We start from the raw sequence: 23119 nt of genomic DNA, 5'->3' as shown, positions 1-23119 counted from the left end.
CGGCTCTCCGCTTCCGTCAAAGCGCCCCTTATTTCCATGCAAAAACCGAATGTCCGACCCGACCCGCATTGCCAAAACAGGCATGACCCATGCCGATAACCCGCTTATTTCCGTCATTCATAAGCTTATGAATTGGAAACTGATAAATATGTTAGTTGCGCGCCAAAAGAACCATTCAATAAAGTCGCGTTGTAGTAAAAAATCCACCGAATTATCGACAGGAGGGTAGTCCCCATGCATGCAAACGCCTGGACGACCGACCGTGACGCCGTGCTGCGCTTGCCGACCCCCGCGGATCTGGCAGGCGCGCTGCAGCCGGCGTTGCGCGCGTCGCGCACCGTCCATACGACCCGTCGCGCGATCACCGACGTGCTGAACGGTGCGGACGACCGTCTCGTGGTCATCGCCGGCCCGTGCTCGGTGCACGACCCGGCCGCCGCGCGCGACTATGCGGCGCGGCTCGCGCTGCAACGCGCGCGGTTTGCGGACGAGCTGGAAATCGTGATGCGCGTGTACTTCGAGAAGCCGCGCACGACGGTCGGCTGGAAAGGGCTCGTCAACGATCCGCTGCTGGACGGCAGCGAGCGGATCGACGCCGGGCTGCATGCCGCCCGCGCGCTGCTGTGCGACATCAACGGCGCGGAGATGCCCGCGGCGACCGAATTCCTCGATCCGCTGTCGCCTCGCTACCTGGCCGATCTGGTCGCATGGGGCGCGATCGGCGCGCGCACGGTGGAATCCCAGGTGCATCGCGAGCTCGCGTCGTCGCTGCCGATCCCGATCGGCTTCAAGAACGGGACCGACGGCAACGTCCAGGTGGCCGTCGATGCGATGTGCGCGGCCGCGCGCGCGCACCGCTTCCTGTCGGTCGATGCATGCGGCCGGCTGTGCGCGGCGGCGTCGTCCGGCAATCCGCATACGCATGTCGTGCTGCGCGGCGGACACGAACCGAATTTCGACGCGGCCGCCGTGAATGCCGCATGCGAGCGCATGGCGGCCGCGCAATTCGCGCCGCGCGTGATGATCGACGTCAGTCACGGCAACAGCCGCCGCCAGTTCCGGAATCAGTTGGGCGTCGGCGCGGACGTCGCCGCGCAGGTCGCGGCCGGCGATACGCGCATCGTCGGCGTGCTGATCGAGTCGAACCTGATCGAAGGGCGACAGGACCTGGTGCCCGGCGTTCCGCTGCGCTACGGGCAGAGCATCACCGACGCGTGCCTGTCGTTCGCCGACACCGCCGGGCTCTTCGAGACGCTCGCGCACGCGGTTCGGGCACGGCGGCAGGGCCATGCGCCGATGCCCGGCATCGAGTTCGCGCACGAGCCGCTACTCGCATGCTGCGCATGAGCGGCCCGGCGCGACGCCGTCAGATTTCGGCTTCGTCGTAGATCCGCGTCGCGTCGCCGGCCCACGCGTCGCGATAGCGGGCGAGCCAGTGTTCGGCCTGGGTCGGCGCGCCGGCGACGATCTCGTCGAGCGGCGCGAGATACACGGATTCGTCGCGGCCGGCCGCATCCAGGCGCGCCCGCGCGCGCAGGCCGCGATGCGCGATTGCGAGCGCATCGGCCGCGAACGCACGCAACGGGCGGCTGTCGACCGGTGTATCGAGCCCGAGACGCGGCACGTCGCGACGCAATGCCAGCAGCGCGCCGCGATCGATCGCGGCGGCCAGCGTCTCGGCCTCCGACAGCGCGGCCGGATCGTACAGCAGGCCGGTCCAGAATGCGGACAGCGCGATCATCATGTCGGGCGAGCCGGCATCGGCGCCGCGCATCTCGAGATAGCGCTTCAGCCGCACCTCGGTGAATACCGTCGTCAGGTGGTCCGCGAAATCGCCGAGCGTCGGCGTGTCGCCTTCGAGATGCGGAATGCGCCGCCGCATGAAATCGCGAAACGTCCGCCCGGTCGCATCCGCGTAGCGGTCGCCGCGCCGCACGAAATACATCGGCACGTTGTCGAGCAGCCAGCTCACGTAGCGCTCGAAGCCGAAGCTGCGCGACAGGAACAATGCCGGCGCGCCGCAGCGATCCTCGTCGGTATCGAGCCACGTATGTGCGCGCGTCGACAGCAGGCCGGACGGGCGGCCTTCGCAGAACGGTGAATTCGCGAACAGCGCGGTCGCGACCGGCTGCAACGCGAGCGACACGCGCATCTTGCGCGCCATGTCGCTTTCCGACGAGAAATCGAGGTTGACCTGCACGGTGCAGGTGCGCTGCATCATGTCGAGCCCGCGCGTGCCGACGCGCGGCATATAGCGTCGCATGATCCCGTAGCGCTGCTTCGGCATCCACGGCAGCGCCGCGCGCGACAGGTGAGGGTGAAAGCCGAGCGGCGCGCAGCGCAGGCCGAGCGGATCGCACGCCGCGCGAGCCGCGGCGAGGTGCGCATGCAATTCGGCATGCGTGTCGTGCAGCGTGTCGAGCGGCGCGCCCGACAGTTCGAGCTGGCCGGCCGGTTCGAGCGAGATCGCCGCGCCGTCGCGCCGGATCACGCCGACGATCCGCCCGGCATCGACGATCGGCGTCCCGTCGCCGCGCAGCCGCTCGAGCACCGCGGCGATGCCGGACGGCCCGTCGTAGGGCGCGGCCGCGTGCGTCGCGCGAGCGACGACGAACTTCTCGTGCTCGGTGCCGATCCGGAACTGCGCGGCCGGCTTACAGCCGGCGGCCAGATGATCGGCGAGTTGCTGCTCTGAGACGATCGGCGTGTTGTCCGATCCGACGGCATTCGACATCGACACCCTCCACATGGCGTATTGAGCAACCGACCGGCCGGTTGCACGGCGACTATAGCGGCGTCGATGCAGGCGCAGTACTGGCAGGGGTGATAGGGGGCGGTGCGCAGTCGCGTCGCGCTACGGCTGTTTGCGCTTCGCGAAGTAATGCGCGGGCGAATCGCCGAACGCGCGGCGAAACATCGCGATGAAATTGCTCGGCGTCGCGTAGCCGAGCGCGTCCGCGATGTTGGCGACGCTGTCGCCGTTCGCGAGACGTTCGAGCGCGTGCGTGAGACGCGCCTGCTGCCGCCATTGCGCGAAGCTCGTGCCGGTTTCCGCGACGAACAGCCGGCTCAATGTGCGTGCGGACAAGCCGGCCCATTCGGCCCACGCTTCGAGCGTGCGGCTGTCGTGCGGCTGCCCGAGGATCGCGTTGGCGATCCGCAGCAGCCGCCGGTCGTGCGGCATCGGCAAGTGCAGCGGTTCGTGCGGCGCGCGGCGCATCTCGTCGAGCAGCACGACGCTGATGCGCGCCTGCTCGATGTCGAGCCGGTCCTGGTCGGCCCACGACACCGCGCGCCGCACGAGCGCGCGCATCAGGTCGGTAATCGCGATCACGCAGGGCTGGCCCGGCATCCGCCGGCTCGCGGCCGGTGCGATCACGACGCTCCAGCCGCTCAACGCACCGCTGATGCTGACCTTGTGCTGCTCGCCCGGCGGAATCCAGCCCGCGCGATGCGGCGGCAGCAGCCACGAACCGTGCGGCGTGCGCACGTGCGCGAAGCCGCTTTCCACGCAGAACACCTGGCCGCGCAGATGACTGTGCCAGTCGACCTCGCGGGTGCCGAGCTGATACGCGTTGCTGCCGTCGTCTTCGCCCCACACGGCGATCAGCGACGGGCCGTCCGCACGTTCGCTCGGATCGATGTCGGCGCGCGGTACGGCGCGCGGCGGAGAAGCATCACGGATGGGCATGGCCGGAATTCATTATTTTTTGTCTAAACAACATTATCAGCTTTGTCAGGGTGCGTCCAACAATGCATGTCGTGTTCAAACCGATACGAAGCAGAGGAATGCGATGCATGCAGCACTTGCTCCCTGGACACGCGATGCCGGCGCGCTGCGCGTCGTGTCGCGGATGGCCGTCGCCGCGGTGCTCGCCGTGCTCGGCGCGTGCGCGAGCCGCGACGGGCTTGCGCCCGCCGGCACGCTGCGCGGTGCCGATACGCTTGCCGCGTCGCGCAGCCTCGCGCATGCGCCGGCCGCGGACTGGCCGGCCGCCGACTGGTGGCGCGCGCTGAACGATGCGCAACTGAATGCGCTGATCGACGAAGCGCTCGCCGGCAATCCCGATCTCGCAACCGCCGATGCGCGCGCACGCGAAGCGCAGGCGCTGGTGATCGAAGCGCAGGCCGCGCGCGTGCCGCACGTCGTCGGCCGCGCGAGCGCGAAGGGCGAACGGCTGTCCGGCACCCAGTTCTCGGCGGGCGAAGGCGGCGGCTTCTTCAGCCACACGCGAGAGATGAATCTCGGCTTCAGTTGGGATCTCGATCTGTGGGGCGGCCGCCGCGCCGCATGGGAAGCCGCGCTCGGCGAAGCGCGTGCCGCGCGGATCGATGCGCAGGCCGCGCGCGTTCTGCTGTCCGTCAACGTCGCTCGCGCATACGTGAACCTCGCGTACGCGTTCGATCAGCAGGACGTCGCGCGCGCCGAATACGAGCGCGCCGACGAGGCGCTCACGCTGACGCGCCAGCGCGTCTCGAAAGGCATCGACAACGTCGCGCAACAGCGCCAGGCGGAAAGCGAGGTCGCAGCCGCGACGCGCGAGCAGGCGCGCGCGGCGCAGACGATCGACAGCGCGCGCATCGCGCTCGCGATCCTGCTCGGTGCGGGCCCCGATCGCGGGCTCGAACTCGTGCGTCCCGCGCCGCTGCCGGCCGCCGCGCTGGCGGTGCCGGCCGATCTGCCGGCCGCGCTGCTCGGCCGGCGCGCCGACCTCGTCGCCGCGCGCTGGCGGGTCGAGGCGGCGAGCCGCAACGTCGCAGCCGCCCGCGCGGAGTTCCTGCCGAACGTGAGTCTCACCGCGCTGATCGGGCTCGCGACACGCGGCGGCGCATCGCTGTTCCAGGCCGCGTCGCGCACCTACAACGTCAGTCCGGCCGTGAGCCTGCCGATCTTCGACGGCGGCGAGCGGCGCGGCGTGCTGCGCAGGCGCGATGCTCAATACGACCTCGCGGTCGCCGGCTACAACAAGACGCTGATCGGTGCGATCGGCGAGGTGGCCGACGATCTGCACCGCCTGCGCTCGCTCGCCGTGCAGGCCGATGCACAGCAGCTTGCGTTCGACTCCGCCACCGATGCGTGGCGGCTCGCGGACGCGCGCTACCGGGCCGGCGTCGGCAGCTACCTCGACGCGCTCGTCGTGCGCCAGCAACTGCTGATCGCAAGCCGCGAGGTCGCCGCGCTGCGGGCGCAGCGCGCGGACCAGTCGCTGCAGCTCGTCGCCGCGCTCGGCGGCGGCTTCCGCGCCGAGCCGGACGACGCCGCGCTCGCCGCCACTCCTTCCCACCGTCCTTGACATCGAACCATGAGCAGCGACAACCCCCTGCAGACTCCCGCGCGGCCCGCAGCCGCCGATCCCGCCAGCGCCCGCCAGAACCCGGCGGCCGACCATACCGGTGCGCCGCGCGCACCGGGCGGCCCGGACGCGCGCACGCAACCGGCACCGGGCGGCGCCGCACCCGCGACACCGCCGCCGCCCGCGCGACGCAAGCACCTCGTGCGCGCGCTCGTCGCCGTGTTCGCGCTCGGCATCGTCGGCTGGGGCATCTGGTACGTGCTCGTCGGCCGCTGGTACGAAGCCACCGACAACGCATACGCGCAAGGCAACGTCGTCGAGCTGACGCCGCAGGTGACGGGCACCGTCGTGTCGATCGACGCGGACGACGGCAACCTCGTGCGCGCCGGCACGCCGCTCGTCCGTCTCGACGCGAGCGACGCGCAGATCGCGCTCGCGGCCGCGCAGGCCGACCTCGCGGCAACGGTACGCAAGGTGCGCGGCCTGTACAGCAACGAGCGCGGGCTCGCGAACAGCATCGACGGCGCGCGCGCCGAACTCGACGCGCGACGCATCGCGCTCGACAAGGCGAAGGCCGACTACAGCCGCCGCGAGGATCTCGGCCGCTCCGGTGCGATCTCGCGCGAGGAGCTCGCGCATGCGCGCGATACGCTGACGTCCGCGCAAAGCGCGTATGCGGCCGCGCAAAGCGCGCTCGCGACGTTGAGCGAGCAGCATCAGACGAGCAAGGCGCTCGTCGACGACACCGCGGTCGCGTCGCATCCCGACGTGCAGGCCGCGGCCGCACGGCTGCGCGCCGCGTACCTTGCGCGCGCCCGCACCGACATCGTCGCGCCCGTGACCGGTTATGTCGCGAAGCGCACGGTGCAGGTCGGGCAGCGCGTGTCGCCCGGCGTGCCGCTGCTCGCGGTCGTGCCGTTGCGCGAGCTGTGGGTCGACGCGAACTTCACCGAGAAGCAGCTCGAGCACATGCGCATCGGGCAGCCGGTCGAACTGACCGCCGACCTGTACGGCGACTCGGTGCGTTACAGCGGGCGCGTGCAGAGCCTCGGCGTCGGCACCGGCAGCGCGTTCTCGCTGCTGCCGGCGCAGAACGCGACCGGCAACTGGATCAAGATCGTGCAGCGGCTGCCGGTGCGCATCGAACTGACGGACCCGGCCCAGCTCGACGCGCATCCGCTGCGGATCGGCCTGTCGATGCACGCACGCGTCGACCAGCACGACCGCAGCGGTGCGATGCTGTCGCATCGCGAGCAACGCGCGCCCGTGTTCCGCACCGACGTGTACCGCGACGAGCTCGCGCGCGCCGACAGCCTGATCGCCGACGTCGTGCATGCGAACCAGCCCGCCGCGGTGCGCACGGAGCGTGTGCGATGAGCGGCCCGATGGCGGCCGCCGATGCCGGCTTTCGTCCGTCGAGCGTCGCGCTGACGACCTTCGGCCTCGCGCTCGCGGTCTTCATGCAGGTGCTCGACGGCACCGTCGCGAACGTGTCGCTGCCGACGATCGCCGGCAACTTCGGCGTGAGCACGACGCAAAGCGCATGGGTCGTCACGACGTTCTCGGTCAGCAATGCGATCGCGCTGCCGCTGACCGGGTTTCTCGTCAAGCGCATCGGGCAGGTCAGGCTGTTCGTGTGGGCGACGCTCGCGTTCACGTTTGCGTCGCTGCTGTGCGGCCTCGCGCAAAACCTGCCGCAACTCGTCGCGTTCCGCGCGCTGCAGGGCCTGGTGGCCGGGCCGATGATCCCGACCACGCAAGCGCTGATGCTGTCGATCTACCCGCCGCAGCGGCGCGGCTTCGCGCTGTCGATGATCGCGATGGTCACCGTCGTCGCGCCGATCGCGGGCCCCGTGTTCGGCGGCTGGGTCACCGAGCATTACTCGTGGCGCTGGGCGTTCCTGATCAATTTGCCGATCGGCGTGTTCGCCGCGATGTGCGTATTCGCGCAGATGCGCGCGCGCGTCGAGACGACCGTCGCCGCGCGTGTCGACTACGTCGGCCTCGCCGCGCTCGTGGTCGGCGTCGGCGCGCTGCAGATCGTGCTCGACAAGGGCAACGAAGCCGACTGGTTCAACTCGACGTTCATCGTCGTGATGTCGGTGGTCGCCGCGTTCGGCATCGCGCTGTTCCTGATCTGGGAGCTCAACGAACCGAACCCGATCGTGAACCTGCGGCTGTTCGCGCATCGCAACTTCGCGGCCGGCACGCTGACGCTCGTGCTCGCGTATTCGGCGTTCTTCGCGGTCAACGTGATCGTGCCGCAGTGGCTGCAGCGCACGCTCGGCTACACCGCGTTCTGGGCCGGGCTCGCGGTCGCGCCGATGGGCGTGATCCCCGTGCTGATGACGCCGTTCATGGGCAAGTATGCGCCGCGCTTCAACATGCGCGTGCTCGTGTGCTGCGCGTTCGCGATCCTCGGCACGTCGTCGTTCCTGCGCGCGGGCTTCGTGCCGGACATCGACTTCACGCACATCGCGCTGATCCAGCTGCTGCAGGGCCTCGGCCTCGCGCTGTTCATCATGCCGATCAACAGCATCCTGCTGTCCGATCTGAAGCCGGACGAGATCGCCGCCGGCTCCGGCCTGTCGACGTTCCTGCGCACGCTCGGCGCGAGCTTCGCCGTGTCGATCACGTCGTTCCTGTGGGACCGGCGCGCGATCCTGCATCACGCACAGCTCAGCGAGCACGTGAGCGCGTTCGATCCGGCCGTGCGGGCCGAAGTCGCGCGGCTCGGCGGCGGCGATCCGCAGCGTGCGGCGATGCTGCTGGGCAACCTGGTCGATGCACAGGCCTACCAGATTTCGTTCAACGACATTTCGTTCGCGCTCGGCTGCGTGTATCTCGCCGTGATCGCGGTGGTGTGGCTCGCCCGCCCGCCGTTCGGCCCCGGCGCCGCCGCGAAACGATGAAGCGGGCGCTGCGCGGCCCGTTCCGACCCATGCTGTTCAATTCGATGGAGGTTGACCCGATGCATACCCACCACGCTGGAGAAACGCCGTCCGACCTGGCGACGCTTGCCGTGTTCGACGTCACGGAATTTCCGCTCGTCGTCGTGCGCAACGATGCGATCGCGGCCGGCTACGCGCAGCGCTGGCTCGACGACATGCACACGCTGATGCGGCACGGCGAGCCGTTTGTCATGATCTTTCCGCCGGCCCGCCCGGACGAACCGCACGACGACCGCAAGGAGCGCGGCATGTGGCTCAAGCAGAACCGTGCCGCGCTCGCCGAGGTCTGCCGCGCGCTCGTCACGATCGAACCGGACCCGAAGGAGCGCGAAGCGGCCATCGCGAACGCGGCCGGCATCGAAAAGGCGTTCGGGATTCCGCTCGACGTGACGGCTTCGCTCGAAGACGCGAAGCAGGCGGGCCGGCGACGCCTGACTGAGGCGCTCTAGCGCGGCCCGTTCGCGCGCAACGCCTCGAACCGGTTGCGCAAGTCCGCCTGAATGCAGATTCCAACTAAACGGGGTGGCTTGTATGAATGGACTGGATTGTCTGAAATGGTTGGTACCCGGCGACACGGACGCGTCATGGCAGCGGATGACCGACGCGGCCGCCGGGATGGGGTTCGACAAGGTCGTGCTGATCGTGTTGCCGTTTACCGGCGCGTCGTTCGATCTCGCGCGCAAGTGGAGCAGCGGCGTGCCCGGATGGACGGCGCTGTACCGGCAGCGCCAGTTCGACCGCGTCGACCCGATGCTGCGGCATTGCTTCCGCTCGGCGCTGCCGCTCGTCTGGGACGACGCGTTGTTCGCGCTGCCCGAGCAGCGGCCGTGCTACGAAGCGGCGTACGCGTACGGCATGCGCAGCGGCGTCGTGCTGCCGGTGCGCGGCGCGAAAGGGGAGGTCGGCATGCTGTCGTGCGCAAGCGCGGACGACCTCGGCCGGACGCGCGAGCGCTGCGACCGCCATCTCGCGGCGCTGACGCTGCTGCGCGACATCGCGTGCGAAGCGATCGCCGGCACGCATTGCCATGCACCGCCCGACAGCGTGCCGCGGCTCAGCCGGCGGGAAGTCGAATGCCTGCGCTGGCATGCGGCCGGCAAGACGTCGTGGGAAATCGGCCACATCCTGAACGTGACCGAGTCGTGCATCAATTTCCACTTCATGAATATCCGCCGCAAGTTCAACGTGTCACGTCGGCACGAAGCCGTGCTGCGCGCGGTCGAGTGGGGGCTGATCAGCATCTCCGACGTGACGGTGCCCACCTGATGCGGGCGCGCCCGCGAGCCAGCGATCGAGAAACGCGCTGAGCCATGCCGCCGTCGCGCGGTCGTGCCGCCGGCCCTCATTTGCCTGCGTCGCGAGATCCTGCGCGCCGGGCGCCGACAGCTTGTGCGCGGCGGCCGTGCTCCAGCGCCGCATCATCGGATAGCTCACTTCCGGGTGAAACTGGACGCCGTAAGCGTGCGGCCCGTAACGAACGGCCTGGTTCTCGAAATGCTCGCCGGTCGCGAGGATCTCGAGCCCGGCGACGCGCTCGAAGCCCTCGCGATGCCACTGGTAGACATGCGACGGCCATGAACCGAGCCGTCGGCCGGCGGGCGTCGCGGCGATCGGCCAATAGCCGATTTCCGCGCGCCCGTCCCGATGCGCGCTCACGCGGCCGCCCAGATGGCGGATCATCATCTGCGCGCCGAGGCAGACGCCGAGAAAGGGTGCGGCCTCGCGCAGCGGCACGCCGATCCAGTCGATCTCGTCGCGCATCCAGCGATCGCCGTCATTCGCGCTCATCGGGCCGCCGAACACCACGGCGCCCGCATGATCGGCGAGCGTCGCCGGCAACGGATCGCCGAGCGGCGGGCGCCGGATGTCGAGCGGATGGCCGCGAGCCGCGAGCAGCCGCCCGATCCGGCCGGGGCTCGACTGTTCGCGATGCAGGACGATCAGGATCGGACGAAGTGCTGAGTGCGTCATGTCGTGTGATTGGGTAGGAAGTCAGCCCGGCTGGCCGCGCAGCGCGTCGAACGACACCATCACCTGTTCGCGATAGGCGGGCCGTCGGCACAGGCGGGCGTACCAGGCCTCGACGTGCGGCAACGGCGGCCGCTCGACGTCGAGCGAGAAATAGCGGAACAGCGTCGCGCCGGCCGGAATGTCGGCCAGGCCCGGCGTCGCGCCGCCCAGAAAAGGTTGCGTCGACAACAGCCGGTCGAGCAGCCGGTAGTGCGTGGCGCTGCGTGCGGCCTTGTCGCGCACGATCGCGTCGTCGCGCCGCTCGGCCGGCGTGCGCACCAGCGCCCAGAACAATCCGGTCATCACGTCGGGCTCGAGCGAGGTCTGCGACCAGTCCATCCAGCGCTCCGCGCGCGAACGGGCGAACGTGTCGCGGCACCAGAACGGATTGTTCGGCACGCGCGCGGCGAGATAACGCAGGATCGTGTGCGACTCCCAGACGACGTCGCCGTCCCAGTCGATCACCGGGATCCGGCAGGTCGGGTTCAGCGCCGCGAACGCGGGCGTCTGCAGCGAGCCGTGCTCGCCGCCGGCCGGGATGTGCCGGTACGGCAATCCCAGCTCGCCGATGAGCCATAACACCTTCTGCACGTTGAACGACGTGCGGCGGCCCCAGACGGTCAGCATCGCGCGGCATCCCCGCAGGCACCGGCATCCGCGCACGCCGCGTAGCGGTCGAGACCGGCGGCGAGATCGGCGATCAGGTCGTCGGCATCCTCGAGCCCGATGTGCAGGCGCACGCCGCGGCTGCCGGGCGGCCAGCGCTCCGCGAGGCCGTGCGCGCCCAACTCGAACGGCAGCGCGAGGCTCTCGTAGCCGCCCCACGAGTAACCGAGCCCGAACAGCGTCAGGTGGTCGAGAAACGCTTCGATCGCGTGCCGAGGCGCAGGCCGCAGCACGATCGAGAACAGCCCCGATGCGCCGCCGAAATCGCGGCGCCACAGCGTGTGGCCGTCGTCGCCGGGCAGCGCCGGATACAGCACGCGCTGCACCTCGGCGCGCGACGCAAGCCAGCTCGCGACCGCGAGCGCGTTGCGCTGGTGCTGCCGCAGCCGCACGCCGAGCGTGCGCAACCCGCGCAGCGCGAGGTAGACGTCGTCGGGGCCCGCGCACAGTCCGAGATCGCCGTGCAGTTGCTTCAGCGCGGGCCACGCGCGCTCGTTGGCCGATACCGTGCCGAGCATCGCATCCGAATGCCCGACCAGGTACTTGGTGCCGGCCTGGATCGACAGGTCGATGCCGAATGCATGCGGCCGGAAGAAGAGCGGCGTGGCCCAGCTGTTGTCCGCGATCACCAGCGCGCCGTGCGCATGCGCGAGCCGGACAAGCGCGGGGATATCGTGCATGTCGAACGTATAGGAACCCGGAACTTCGACGTACAGCGCCCGCGTGTTCGCGCGGAATGCGGCTGCGACGGGCGTGCCGGCGTCGTACCAGGTCGTCTCGACGCCGAGCCGCGCGAGCACGCCTTCGCACGCATGACGCACCGGGCCGTAGACCGATGCGGTCATCAGCAGGTGGTCGCCGGGTTTCAGGCAGGACAGCAGCGCAAGCGTGCACGCGGACAACCCCGACGGACACAGCACCGCGCCGGCGCCGCCCTCGAGGCTCGTCACCGCGCGTTCGAGCGCGTCCGTCGTCGGTGTGCCGCGGCGGCCGTAGATATACGGCTGCGTGCGGTTCAGCAGATCCGCCACCGTCGGGCTGAGCACGGTCGACGCATGGTAGACGGGCGGATTGACGAAACCGTGCCACGCGGCGCTGTCGCGGCCCGCGTGCGCGAGCCGCGTGTCTTCGTGCAGTCGGTCGTGCATGCCGTCGCGCGGCTGCGATGCGTGCTCGGCGGACTTCACGGCCATAGCGCGCACCGTTCCCAGCGTTGACCGGCGCGACGGTAGGCCTGCCGCGCGAAGCGCCGCGCGCTGTCCGCGCGCCAGAATTCGGCTTCGTCCGGCGCCAGCGCGTACAGGTGCCAGTCGTCAGACACGAGGGCCGGATCGGCAGCCAGCCGCGCGAGCTGCGCGTCGATCGCGCGCGTCAGGTCGGCGGGATCGTCGAGCCGTTCGCTTTGCCGTCCGGCCAGGATGCTCGCGCGCGACCGCTCGGGGCGGCCCGCGAAATCGGCGCGGCCTTCGGCGGCCGGCAGCCGTTCGACCGGGCCGCTCAGCCGGACCTGGCTCGCGATCGCCGGCCAATAGAACGTCAGCGCGGCGTACGGCCGATTTTCGAGCTGGCGCCCCTTGGGGCTGCGCGTGCTCGCCGCGAAATGCCAGCCGCGCGCGTCGACGTTCAGCAGCACGACGGAGCGCGCATCGGGCCGTCCGTCCGGGCGGACCGTCGACAGCGTCATCACCTGAGGTTCGAGTGCTCCGGCGGCGACGGCCTCGTCGAGCCAGCGCTCGAACTGCGCGTGCGGCGTGTCGGGCCAATCCTGGGCGGGCACGTGCGGCGCCGCGTGCGCGAGTGTTTTCAGCGCCTTCAGGCGCGTTGCGATCGTATCCATGGCGTGGCTCATGCGATGCCGAATCGGGTCGCGCGGGCGATCAGCCGATGCGCGGCGAGATAGTCGGGGACTTCCGCGAGGAAACCGTCGACGACGGCCGCGGCGACGCGGCGGCCGCCGGATTCGCGCCGCGCGGTGTCGAACGCGTCGATCACGCGGCGGGCGAGGGCGACTTCGTCGGCCGTCGGCGTGAGCACGCGATTGACGACCGGCACGAACTGCGCGTTGACGATCGCTTTCGCCTGGTAACCCAGGCCGCGCGACACGCGCATGTCGAGCTCCGCGCCTTCGTTGTCGGCATAGCTGTACGGGCAGTCGATCGCCGTGACGCCGACCGCCGCGCATTCGACGCGAAAACGCGAGCGCACATAGTCGAGCTCGCGGCCCGCGCGCGTGCGCTCGGCGCCCATGTCGGCCACCATGTCCTCGGTCGCGACGAGCACGGCCGTCACGCGCGGGCTCGAACGCGCGATCGCCATCGTGTTCACGAGGCCGAGCGTCGTCTCGACGTTCGGCACCAGTTCCGTCGAACCGGGCGCGATGTCGTATTCGCGCTCGAAACGCGTCACGGCTTCGTCGAGCGCGACGACCTGCTCGGGCGTCGCGACATACGACATCATCACGATGTCCGGGCGGCCGCGCATCGCGGCGCGCAGGTCGTCGATCCCGCCCGCGTCGAGCAGGTTCACGCGCACGGACGCCAGTATGCCGGCGTCGCGCCAGCCCGCGAGCACGCGCTCGCTGAGCTCGCGCGCGGCCGGACGCCGGTCGGGCGGCGTAAAGGTTTCGAGTTCCTGGATCAGGACGTCAGCGCCGCTCGCGGCGCCGTCAACGAGCGCATCGTGATCGGCGCCGGCGAGAAACAGCCAGGAGCGGCGCAGGCGGGAAGGGCGTCGGTTCGTCGGTGTCATGCGTGGTTTCCTGTAGGGCGCGTGTTACGCGTATCGATGGCGCGGGCGTTCAGCCGGCGCGCATCATCTGGTTGAAGATGTTCTTGCGATGCATTTCCTCGGTCCCGCCGACGCTCATGAAGCCGAGCGCATCCGACGCGAACGCGGCCACCGGCCCGGCCTGATAGCCGAGGCTGCCGTACAGCCGCACGAGGCCGAGCGCGCCGTCGACGAGATCCTGCGCGCCGACCAGCTTCGCGATCGAGCAGGTCATCAACGCGTGCGGGTGATCCGTCAGCAGCTGCGCGAGCGCGCCGCGCGCGAGCCACGTGCCGCGCTCGATGCCGATCTGCAGGTCCACGAGACGGCCCTGCACGTACTGATGCGCGTCGATCGTGCTGTCGAAGCTGCGCCGGTCGCGGCAATAGCCGATCGCGTCGCGCAAATACGGCGTCGTCACCTGCGCGGCAACGAGGCCGTAGTAGAGGCGGCCGAGCGAAATGATGTCGATCAGGTTGCCGAGCCCCGCACCGGGCTCGCCCAGCAACTGGCTGCGCGCGATCGGGCAGTCGTCGAAATGCAGCGCGCCGGTGGGCAGATCGTCGAGGCCGAGCTTGCGGTCGGGCGCGGCGACGGTCATGCCCGGCTGGTCGCGATCGACGATCACGAGCGCGGTATTGCGCCGGCCGGGCGTATCGATGCGCGTGACGACAAGGATGAAGCGTGCGAGCGGCGCATGCGCGATATTGAATTTGCTGCCGGTCAGCCGGTAGCCGTCGCCGTGCTCGACCAGCTTCGTCGCAATGCTGCGCACGTCGGTGCCGGTGCCCGGTTCGGCAATCGCGGTCGCGCTCAGCTCGCCGCGCAGGATCGCGCCGAAATAGCGGTCCTGCTGCGGCGCCGTGCCGTATCGTTCGAGCGCGCGCACCATGCCGGCCTGCGCGATCACCGACAGCAGCAGCGCCGGGCGGCGGATCGCCGACGCAAGCCCCTCGAGCGCCGCGGAAAAGTGCCACCAGCCGTGACCGTCGCCGCCATACGTCTCCGGCACGATCATGTCCCACAGTCCTTCCTGCCCGAGCCGCGCCCAGCCGGCTGCGTCGAAGCCGGCAGGCACGCTGCCGTCGTGCTCCGCGGCAGCGGCGATCTCCGCGCCGATCCCGCGAAAACGCGCGAGCGTCGCATGCTGTTCCTGCGTCCAGTCAAATGGCATCTGTCGTGTCTCCGGTCGAAGCGGCGCGGCCTTCGACGGCGCGCCAGCGATGTCGACAAGATTACGGGGGCACGGACAGCAGGGGTACTGGCAGTAGTGGTAGTTGCCGGGCGCTTGCGTCGCGCCGGGTGCGTGCTCAGCACGCCGTCGAAGATCGACCGCGGTGTCGCGGATGCGGCCCCGTGGGTTCCCGGCGCGCGCATTTCGCAAGCCGACGTCATGGAGGCATCGCGTTTCGGATTGCCGCGGTGGTCGTGCCGCAGGCGATCAACGGCGCTGCATCGATCGGCAGGCCTCGGCGCTGGTCGGCAAGAACAGCGGGGCATGGCAGCCGCTGCCGCCGGATTTACCGCCCCGGTCGCAGGGCAGAGAGAAGTCGGCTCGTCATGGCACGACAAATAACATTCAAATTCGCATCTGTGCGTCAGCGCCGGGTTCTGCCGCTCATGCAGCCGTCAATAGACGCCTGGCTCGCCTGTCGGACGATGCTTGAACCGTCGGTGCACCCAGTAGTACTGCTCGGGAAATCGAAGGATCTGCTCTTCGAGAAAGGAATTCATCGTGCGCGCGTCGAACGACTCGCTGCCGGTCGGATAGCTGTCGAGCGGCTCGAAGATGGTCAGCTTGTAGCCGCGGAATTCCGGCAGCACTTCGGTCACGAACGGTACGACCCGCGCGCCGCTCAGCTTCGCCAGCCGCGATACCGACGTCAACGTGCAGGCCTGCACGCCGAACAGCGGCGCAAACACCGAACCCGTCGTGCCGTGATCCATGTCCGCGGCGAGCATCACCGGGGTGCCCGCACGCAGAAGTCTGACGAGGTGTTTCGCGCTCGCACTGCGTTCGATCATCTCGGCGCCGAAGCGCCCGCGCTGACGTTTGGCGAGATCGCATACGCGACGGTTCGACATGCGCGTATAGAGTGCCGCCACGGGCAGCGACGACGAATAGAGCATGCAGCCCACCTCGATGCCGACGAAGTGAAAACCCATGAAGATCGTCGGCGGCGCATCCGGATCGTGGAGATCGATGCGGCTGTCCAGCTCGACCAGGCGATTGAGCGACCGTGCGCTGCCGAACCACTGGAATCCGCGCTCCAGGTAGCTCCGGACGACATGTTCGAAATGGGCACGCGCGAGCACGTCGCGCTCCTCGTCGGTCTTCAGCGGAAAGCAGAGTTGCAGGTTGACATGCACCACGTGCTTGCGTCGGCTCGGGATCCGGTAGAGCGCAGCGCCGATGCCGCTGCCGGTTCTCGCGACCAGCGAGTACGGAAGAATGGACAGGAACCGTAGGAGGCCGAACAGCAGCCAATACCCGAGAGCGTTCATGATGATGATGGACTTCCGTCTGATGACTGCCCGGCGCCGCTCGAGTCGAGTGATGGGGTACGGGGAAATCGGGTTGTGTCGAGACCGTGCAAGGCAGGTGCTTGCGCGACCGCGTCTGACGGCGGCCGCGCGCCAGACCGATGATGGCCGACCGCTTCGATCCGACGTTCGAAGCGATACATGATGGCGGGCGGAAAGTTCATCCACGCGATGCCGACTCGGACGGCGCGGATGCGCATGGCCTCCAGATAGCGCGCCGGGTTCGGGCAGCGCGGCACATACGTGAATCGATGGAGCGCGTCACCGGCAGCCAGGTGGCGCGCGAAGGCGCAGGGAACGATCGCGGCGGCCGGTTCGACCGGCATCGCGACGATGTGGCAATACGCTCACGATAACACGTGCGTGCTCCCCGCCGAAGAAGTCGCCCGTCATGTCGAGTCGGGCCGCATCCATCCGCATGATCCGCAACGCGGGAAACCGATGTCGAAGGGCGTTCGCGAAAGCGGGTCGGTTCCTCCTGAAACTCACGGCCTGCCTCGCCGGCTATCGCCAACCTGCCTTCATCAAGGCCGATCCCCGCGGGGTGCCGCATCTCGTTTGGTAGCCCTGCATCGTTTCGCGAACCTCAATCCATTTTGTCGGTTTTCGCACCGTTGATTTCGGTCAACGTCCGATCCCGTCGCGCGCCGATGATGGAGAAAAGTCCAAACGTCGCATGCACGCCTGTCCATCCCGCGAGGTCCGTATGTACACGAATATCATGGTCGCCGTAGACGGTAGTGCTTCGTCCGGACAAGCACTTGACGAAGGCCTGAAGATGGCCCGCCTGCACCAGGCCCGTCTGTTTGCCGTTTTCGTCGTCGACAAATCCATTTTTCTCGGCTACGCCGGACGACTCGACCCGAATGCATTGATCGAGGAGGTCAGACATGACGGTGTAGCGGTGCTGCGAGACGTCGAGCGGACGATCGCGCACGCCGGGGTGAACGGCGATACGGAAATCGTCGAAACGGACCTCGGTCAGGATGTTGCGGAACGCCTGCAGCGCTATGTCGCCGAACATGCGATCGATCTGGCCGTACTCGGCACGCATGGCCGGCGCGGCATCCGGCGCGCGATGCTCGGCAGTGTCGCGGAACGCTTCCTGCGCACGTCGAGTTGCCCGGTACTGCTCGTGCGCGGCGACGACGCGACGCGTGCAGCCGTTGCGGCCGGATAGCGCAACTTCACGGCCGCGGCACTGGAAGATCATTTCGTCGCCGCGTCGCCTCGGGAGCCGGATCTCGTGGCCGCGTTCTCGTGCAATCGTCCCGCCATCGAAAGCGCGGCACGCCGCATGCTCGAGGAACTCGGCGGCCGGCCGATCCTGCTCCACAGCGGATTTTTCCGGTTCTGCACGTAACCGGCTCGCGCCGTTGACGCGTATCAAGCCGCAGCCGGCCCGCCCGTCTACGCTGGATTCCTGACAGGACGGTTCGTTCTCCGCGCGACAGGCGTATGTCGCAGCGACGCGTCCCGCATTCCGGTCCGGCACCGTCAGGACGAACGCGCCGGGTCGATTCAACCGTTCGAGGAGTACATATCATGAGCAACCTGACTCGCTACGATCCGTTTTCGATCGATCCCGTCTCCGACCTGTTTCAGGGGCTGTTCAGGCCGTTGCGAGGCATGACGCTGACGGACGAACCCGATCTCGCGTCGATGAAGATCGACGTCACGGAAAGCGACAACGCCTACAAGGTCAACGCGGAATTGCCCGGCGTCGCGAAGGACGACATCGATGTCCAGGTGACGGGCCGGACCGTATCGATCAGCGCAAAGATCGAACGCAACAACGAGCAGAAGGAAGGCGAGCGCGTGATCCGGCGCGAGCGCTACAGCGGCGCGATCAGCCGCTCGTTCTCGCTGCCCGGCGAGATCGACGACGCGAACGCGACGGCGGCGTATCAGGACGGCGTGCTGTCGCTGACGCTGCCGAAGAAGACGCCGGCCGGACAGAAGAAACTGACGATCGGGTGATCCGGCGGCGCGAGATATCCGTTGACCTGCATCAGCGAGCCGGCGCCGCGCATGTGCAAATCTGGCTGCATGCGGCGGACAGGCGCGCCGCGGCTCACAGGAGTGCACGCGATGAAAACCGACAAGCAATTGAAGCAGGACGTTCAGGATGAACTGGAGTCGGACCCGGCGATCGACGCGACCCGCATCGGTGTCGAGGTAGCCGACCGGATCGTGACGATTTCGGGTCACCCGCCAAGCTACGCGGAGAAACTGGCGATCGAGCGCGCGGCGAACCGCGTGGCCGGCGTCAAGGCGCTCGTCGTCGACATGACCGTGCATCTGCCGAACGACGACGTCCGCACCGACGAGGACATCGCCAACGCCGTGCGGTCGGTCCTGCACTGGACGGTCGGGCTGAACGACGATGCGCTCAAGGTGCAGGTCGAGCACGGCTGGATCACGCTGTCCGGCAAGGTCGACTGGGCATACCAGAGCCATCTGGCCGTGCGCGCGATCTCGCAGATGCGCAGCGTGACCGGCGTGACCGACCACATCGGCGTGCAGGGGGCGATCGGATCGGCCGACATCGGCAGCAACATCAAGCGCGCGATCATGCGTCACGCGGAACGCGAGGCGAAGCACATCGCGATCGAGGTGCGCGACGGCACCGTGCGGCTCTCCGGCAAGGTCGGCTCGTTCTCCGAACGCAAGGCCGTGCGCGGTGCCGCGTGGTCCGCACGAGGCGTGCGTGCCGTCGTCGACGACCTGGTCGTCGAGTGAACCCGGCCAGTGGCGGCCGGATACGGCGTCCGCACGGATGAAGGAGGGGATTCAGATGACAGTGTCAGGCGAGGTACATGACACGGACTGGTCGGTGGCGATCGAGACGATCGCCGCCGAAACGGGCGGCTATCGTTGCAGGATCCATGTGACGCTCACGTCGCCGGATGCCGCATGCGAACACACGTTCGCGCATAACAGGGCCCACGCCACCGAGCGCGAGGCCGCGGTCGAAGGGCTGCGAGCCGGGATGACGTGGGTCGAGATGAGGAAATCGAACACGTTCACGGTCTGAATCGCCGGCTGTCTCGGGCGTGTCGCATCGACGATGATTCTCCGGGTCACGCAAGACGACACGCGCCATTCGTGTGACTACTCGTCCGCTGGATCTCGTGCGGAACCCGGTGACGACGGACGCGCGACGGGTTCGCCTTGCCGCTGGACATGATGCGCGACCGCGTCGGTCACGGTCGGAAAGAAGCTGGCCGATCCGAATACGTCGAACAAGCCGTAAGCGCGCAGGCGATCCTTCACCGGGCCCTTCATTTCCGCGAAATTCAGCGCGATGCCTTGCTCGCCGAGCTCCTCGCGAAGCGCCACGAGCCGGTCCGCCGCGCTGACATCGATATCGGTGACGGGTTCTGCCGCGACGACGACTCGATCGACCGGGCCCGCCGCTTGCGTGAGCGCAGCGTGCAGATGCTCGCAGAAAATCTCGACATTGGCATAGAAGAGCGGGGCATCCCAGCGGAACAGCACGAGCCCGGGTGTTTGCACGGCGTCCGGATGTCGCGCAATGTCGTGATAACCGCGAACGCCCGCCAGCCGGCCAAGCACCGCATCGTACGGATGCCAGGCCCGCCAGACGAACGACAGCAGCGACAGCGCGCTCGCGAGCAGGACACCCGGTACGACACCCATGCCGACGACGCCCGCAAGGCACAGCACCGAAATCAGGCATTCGCCGCGGCGCATTCGATACAGTCGTACCACGCCGCGGACGTCGGCGATGCCGAACGCGGCGTAAATCACCACGGCAGCCAGCGCCGCACGCGGGACGAGCGTCAGCAGCGCCGGCGCGACAATGAGCAGCAACACGATGCAGGCCGCCGCGACGAGATTCGTGACCTGGCTTTGCGCGCCCGCGGCAATCGCGACGGGCGTACGCGACGCGCTGCTGCTGACCGCGCAGCCCTGCATCATGCCGGCCAGCAGATTGGCCGCCCCCAATGCGACCAGTTCCTGGTTGCGGTCCGGCGTGTCGCCCGCACGAGCGGAAAGGGCGCGCGACAACATGCTGATGTCGGCGAACGACACCAGTGCCACGGCGGCCGCGCCGGACGCGAGCGCGGTCACGTCGGCGAGCGACACGGCCGGAAGATGGGGCGTGGGCGCGCCGGCGGGCAACGCGCCGACCGTCGCGACCCCGTGCAACGGCAATACGCGTGCGGCCAGGGTCGCCGCCAGCACGGCGATCAACACGCCGGGCCAACGGGGCGTCATGCGTTTCATGGCCGCAATCGCCGCCAGAACGCCCACGCCCAGCACACACGCATCGATGGAAAACCGATGCTCGACGAGAGCCCGCACGACGTGCGACAGGCCGGAGAACACGTCGTTACCCGGCACGGACATGCCGAACAGCTCTGGCAGCCTGCCGACTGCAAGCGCGATGGCGATGCCGTTCAGGTAACCGTACTGGATCGGGCGCGACAGCAGATCGGTGACGAACCCGAGGCGGAGCGCACCGAGCAGGATGCAGATCGTTCCGGCCGATAGTGCCAGCGCGCCGGACAGCGCGACGGCCCGCTGCGGATCATGGTCGGCGAGCGGTGCGATGGCCGCTGCGATCAACGCGGCCAGCGCGGAATCCGGGCCCAGGACGAGGATCCGGCTCGGGCCGAGCACCGCATAGGCGAGCAACGCGGCGATCGATGCGTAGAGCCCGGTGACGGCGGGCAGGCCGGCCGCTTGCGCGTAGCTCATGCCGACCGGAACCAGCACTGCGGAGAGCGCCAAGCCCGCATACAGGTCGCGCGAGAGCCACGCACGCCGGTAGTCCGCGAGCAGCGCGATTCCCGGGAGCATGCGTGCGATGCGTCCGGAAAGAGGCCGGTTCATCGCGGTTTCGTCACGAAAAAGCCGGGGCGACGGACATGGCTTGCTCCGGCAAGCGTGCATTCGACGGGATGCCGCCGGGCCGTAACAGGCGCGCGAAACGCAAGAGCGGGAAGCGCCATTGCGCCGGATGACGGGAGCGCGGCCGCCTGACCGGATACCGGCGTCGCGACACGGCGGCGCTCGACATCACGCAGCCTGGAGCGCCGAAAGCTGCAGCGCCTGGGCAAAACGGGCCAGCGACGCAAGCGATCCCGTCACGCTTTCGTAGCGTTCGCGCCCGATCCGGGCATCGAGCATGACCATCATGCCGGCTTCGCGCGCAAGTGCGAGGAGCGTCTGCGTATCGGGTACCGTGCATCCTTGCGCAGCGGACCTGGAGGTGCCGGTGCGGCCGGCTGCCCGGCTGCCCGGTTCGAAACAAGACATCGCATGTGGCATGACGGCTCTCCTGGGCGAACGGCCGGGAATCGATGTGCGGTACAAGCGGTCGTCGTGCATCCAGTATCGTTTCCGCTCCCGCAGGATTCAATCAGGCAGCCCCGAACCGCGTGTAGGAAACGGGCAGACGAAATCGGCCGATTCCTACAGTGCCGTACCCGCCCGGGAAGAACACGGCGGCTTTCGCGCGTTCGAGCAGATGCAGCTTGCGGATCGCGAAATAGTGAAAGCGGAAGCACAAAGCCGGCGTGAGATAGGGATTGGGTGCCTGTTCGCGCGGAAGTTCGATGTTCAAGCCGATGCTCGGTGCACCGTTTTCGTAGGCGCCTCGATTGGCGGCCTCCATGATGTCCGGGCCGCCGCCGGTGATCACGGCGAGCCTTGCCGTGCGGGTGCGCCGGTCGGCCCGGCCGACGATGCGCCCGAATTCGCGCGTGACGTTCATGGTTTTTTTCCTCGTCAGGACGAAAGCTGGCGCAGCGCGCGATCAGGAAATCACTTCGTCGAGCGGTCGGCGCGGCGAATGCGGCACATGCGGGCCGCGCCCGATGCGCAGCAGCAGTTGCGGATGCCCGCGAAGCGCGAGCATGTCGCACAGCTGCGCGCGCAGTCCGGCCGTCTCGATCGGCTGGTTCAGGTACGACGCCGTGTAGCCCGCACGCGTCGCGACGAGCAGCATGCGCTCGAGCGCTTGCCCGGCGGCGAGCCAGGCCTCGCGATCGTCGCGAGCCGTCGCGATGCAGACGATCAGCGGCGACGCACCGACGAGCTGGTGGTGCAGCGCGGCCAGGCCGTTGCCGAGATCGAACGTGCGCACCGCGGTCGTCACGAGCGGCGCCGCGAAATCCAGCAGCGCCGGCACGCCGGCCGCGAATGCGGGCATGCCGTCGACGCGCCGGCGCGGATCGATCCAGCTCGCCAGTTCGCGCCGGAACCGCGGGTCGGCAAACTGCTGGCGATCCGCGTCGGCGATCACCTCGGCCACCCGCGCGCGCCGCGCGATCGAGTCGGCACAGGCCACGTCCGCGCCTTCCGCGGCGCCCGCCGCGATCAGCTCGTGCTGGAGCGCGTCCGGAACGGGTTCGGATTCGAACGGGGCGCGCGTCGTGACGCGCTCGGGGATCGCGGCGAACAGCGTACCCAGCTCCGCATCGGTGTAGCCGTCGTCGCACACGCGCACGAGTGCCAGGACGTCGGGATCGACGTCGGACGGGAACGCGCTGATCGTATGCGCGATCCCGGCATGATCGAGCGCGACGCGCAGGTTGAGCAGCGCCGCGCCGCAACTGATGATCAGTTCGCGATCGAACGGATCGACCACGGGCAGCGCGCGAACCCGGTCCGCGCAGACCGCGATCGTCGCGCCGTCGACGATGAACCGCCACGGCTGGGAATTGTGGCTCGACGGCGCCAGCACCGCGTAGCCCAGCAGCGACCGCAGTCGATCGTCGAGACGGGGGCTTGCAGCAACGGGGGTAACGGATGTCATTCGGCAATCTCCAGGGAGCCGGCCAGCGGCGGAACGCCATTTCATCCTGTCAGCAACCGGCCGGCGGCCGTTGACCCACGTCAAGCCCGCGTGAGCGA

22 protein-coding genes and 2 pseudogenes are annotated in these 23119 nt (G+C 68.7%); 11 read left to right on the top strand and 13 right to left on the bottom strand.

The genetic code is table 11. From position 1 onward, the window contains the following. Window positions 1-234: 234 nt before the first annotated feature. Entirely contained in the window at window positions 235-1347 is a 1113-nt protein-coding gene (locus tag AC3WLY_RS28935; protein WP_492308859.1) for a 3-deoxy-7-phosphoheptulonate synthase, read from the top strand. A gap of 19 nt (window positions 1348-1366) precedes the next feature. On the opposite strand, the gene AC3WLY_RS28930 is transcribed toward AC3WLY_RS28935, so the two are convergent. Together AC3WLY_RS28930 and AC3WLY_RS28925 are read right to left on the bottom strand one after the other, a co-directional pair. Further along, a complete protein-coding gene (locus AC3WLY_RS28930) occupies window positions 1367-2734 on the bottom strand; it encodes a glutamate--cysteine ligase (RefSeq protein ID WP_492308860.1) in 1368 nt (455 codons plus the stop codon). A 120-nt stretch (window positions 2735-2854) separates the two neighbouring features. Then, window positions 2855-3691, bottom strand: coding sequence for an AraC family transcriptional regulator (locus AC3WLY_RS28925; RefSeq protein ID WP_175961391.1), 837 nt, complete (start codon window positions 3689-3691; stop codon window positions 2855-2857). A 103-nt stretch (window positions 3692-3794) separates the two neighbouring features. On the opposite strand from AC3WLY_RS28925, the gene AC3WLY_RS28920 reads away from it, so the two are divergent. From AC3WLY_RS28920 to AC3WLY_RS28900, 5 genes are all read left to right on the top strand, one after another. After that, complete coding sequence (locus AC3WLY_RS28920) at window positions 3795-5294, top strand: efflux transporter outer membrane subunit (RefSeq protein ID WP_310142454.1); 1500 nt, start codon at window positions 3795-3797, stop codon at window positions 5292-5294. Window positions 5295-5303: 9 nt separating this feature from the next. After that, a complete protein-coding gene (locus AC3WLY_RS28915; RefSeq protein WP_492308861.1) occupies window positions 5304-6671 on the top strand; it encodes an HlyD family secretion protein in 1368 nt (455 codons plus the stop codon). Next, the gene (locus AC3WLY_RS28910; protein ID WP_492308862.1) at window positions 6668-8206 is read left to right on the top strand and encodes a DHA2 family efflux MFS transporter permease subunit; all 1539 of its coding nucleotides are present in this window, start codon (window positions 6668-6670) and stop codon (window positions 8204-8206) included. Before AC3WLY_RS28915 ends, AC3WLY_RS28910 begins: the two co-directional genes overlap by 4 nt. A gap of 59 nt (window positions 8207-8265) precedes the next feature. After that, window positions 8266-8694: a hypothetical protein gene (locus AC3WLY_RS28905; RefSeq protein ID WP_175961387.1), complete on the top strand. Its 429-nt coding sequence runs from the start codon at window positions 8266-8268 to the stop codon at window positions 8692-8694. An 82-nt stretch (window positions 8695-8776) separates the two neighbouring features. After that, on the top strand, window positions 8777-9511 hold the full coding sequence (locus tag AC3WLY_RS28900; RefSeq protein WP_175961386.1) for an autoinducer binding domain-containing protein: 735 nt from the start codon (window positions 8777-8779) through the stop codon (window positions 9509-9511). Here the strand turns inward: AC3WLY_RS28900 and AC3WLY_RS28895 are convergent. The 7 genes from AC3WLY_RS28895 to AC3WLY_RS28865 form a co-directional block, all read right to left on the bottom strand. Further along, entirely contained in the window at window positions 9434-10216 is a 783-nt protein-coding gene (locus tag AC3WLY_RS28895; RefSeq protein WP_492308863.1) for a glutamine amidotransferase, read from the bottom strand. The two genes, AC3WLY_RS28900 and AC3WLY_RS28895, sit on opposite strands and share 78 nt — an antisense overlap. Before the next feature lie 21 nt (window positions 10217-10237). Beyond that, entirely contained in the window at window positions 10238-10882 is a 645-nt protein-coding gene (locus AC3WLY_RS28890; protein ID WP_175961384.1) for a glutathione S-transferase family protein, read from the bottom strand. Then, window positions 10876-12069 (bottom strand): cystathionine beta-lyase, encoded by a 1194-nt coding sequence (gene metC / locus AC3WLY_RS28885; RefSeq protein WP_492308908.1) that lies wholly within the window; start codon window positions 12067-12069, stop codon window positions 10876-10878. Before metC ends, AC3WLY_RS28890 begins: the two co-directional genes overlap by 7 nt. 35 nt (window positions 12070-12104) lie before the next feature. Next, window positions 12105-12758, bottom strand: coding sequence for a pyridoxine/pyridoxamine 5'-phosphate oxidase (locus tag AC3WLY_RS28880; protein ID WP_175961383.1), 654 nt, complete (start codon window positions 12756-12758; stop codon window positions 12105-12107). A gap of 8 nt (window positions 12759-12766) precedes the next feature. Next, entirely contained in the window at window positions 12767-13669 is a 903-nt protein-coding gene (locus AC3WLY_RS28875) for an HpcH/HpaI aldolase/citrate lyase family protein (RefSeq protein WP_492308864.1), read from the bottom strand. Between the two features lie 49 nt (window positions 13670-13718). Beyond that, window positions 13719-14861, bottom strand: coding sequence for an acyl-CoA dehydrogenase family protein (locus AC3WLY_RS28870; protein ID WP_175961381.1), 1143 nt, complete (start codon window positions 14859-14861; stop codon window positions 13719-13721). Between the two features lie 455 nt (window positions 14862-15316). After that, window positions 15317-16192: a lipid A biosynthesis lauroyl acyltransferase gene (locus tag AC3WLY_RS28865; RefSeq protein ID WP_175961380.1), complete on the bottom strand. Its 876-nt coding sequence runs from the start codon at window positions 16190-16192 to the stop codon at window positions 15317-15319. Window positions 16193-16937: 745 nt separating this feature from the next. Here AC3WLY_RS28865 and AC3WLY_RS28860 point away from each other — a divergent pair. The 5 genes and pseudogenes from AC3WLY_RS28860 to AC3WLY_RS28840 all read left to right on the top strand — a co-directional run bounded on the left by AC3WLY_RS28860 (window position 16938) and on the right by AC3WLY_RS28840 (window position 19268). Further along, window positions 16938-17411 carry a universal stress protein gene (locus tag AC3WLY_RS28860; RefSeq protein ID WP_492308865.1) on the top strand — a complete coding sequence of 158 codons (474 nt, stop codon included), beginning with the start codon at window positions 16938-16940 and terminating at the stop codon, window positions 17409-17411. Window positions 17412-17420: 9 nt separating this feature from the next. Next, a pseudogene (locus AC3WLY_RS28855) lies at window positions 17421-17594 on the top strand (DUF1488 family protein); the annotation flags it as partial. A gap of 182 nt (window positions 17595-17776) precedes the next feature. Then, window positions 17777-18211, top strand: coding sequence for an Hsp20/alpha crystallin family protein (locus AC3WLY_RS28850; protein WP_175961379.1), 435 nt, complete (start codon window positions 17777-17779; stop codon window positions 18209-18211). A gap of 111 nt (window positions 18212-18322) precedes the next feature. Beyond that, window positions 18323-18973, top strand: a complete 651-nt coding sequence (locus AC3WLY_RS28845) for a BON domain-containing protein (protein ID WP_425132263.1) — start codon at window positions 18323-18325, stop codon at window positions 18971-18973. 55 nt (window positions 18974-19028) lie between these two features. Further along, window positions 19029-19268, top strand: coding sequence for a hypothetical protein (locus AC3WLY_RS28840; RefSeq protein ID WP_425132264.1), 240 nt, complete (start codon window positions 19029-19031; stop codon window positions 19266-19268). A gap of 77 nt (window positions 19269-19345) precedes the next feature. Here the strand turns inward: AC3WLY_RS28840 and AC3WLY_RS28835 are convergent, their stop codons facing one another. The 4 genes and pseudogenes from AC3WLY_RS28835 to AC3WLY_RS28820 form a co-directional block, all read right to left on the bottom strand. Further along, window positions 19346-21094 (bottom strand): SulP family inorganic anion transporter, encoded by a 1749-nt coding sequence (locus AC3WLY_RS28835; RefSeq protein ID WP_492308866.1) that lies wholly within the window; start codon window positions 21092-21094, stop codon window positions 19346-19348. A gap of 186 nt (window positions 21095-21280) precedes the next feature. Further along, window positions 21281-21532, bottom strand: a complete 252-nt coding sequence (locus tag AC3WLY_RS28830; protein WP_175961586.1) for a hypothetical protein — start codon at window positions 21530-21532, stop codon at window positions 21281-21283. Between the two features lie 148 nt (window positions 21533-21680). Then, window positions 21681-21965, bottom strand: a pseudogene (locus AC3WLY_RS28825) (LOG family protein); the annotation flags it as partial. Between the two features lie 54 nt (window positions 21966-22019). Further along, window positions 22020-23021 (bottom strand): Acg family FMN-binding oxidoreductase, encoded by a 1002-nt coding sequence (locus AC3WLY_RS28820; protein WP_492308867.1) that lies wholly within the window; start codon window positions 23019-23021, stop codon window positions 22020-22022. Between the last annotated feature and the right edge of the window lie 98 nt (window positions 23022-23119).

This window comes from Burkholderia sp. FW306-1C-G01B, assembly GCF_058781685.1.
This window is presented reverse-complemented; position numbering and strand designations above follow the sequence as displayed.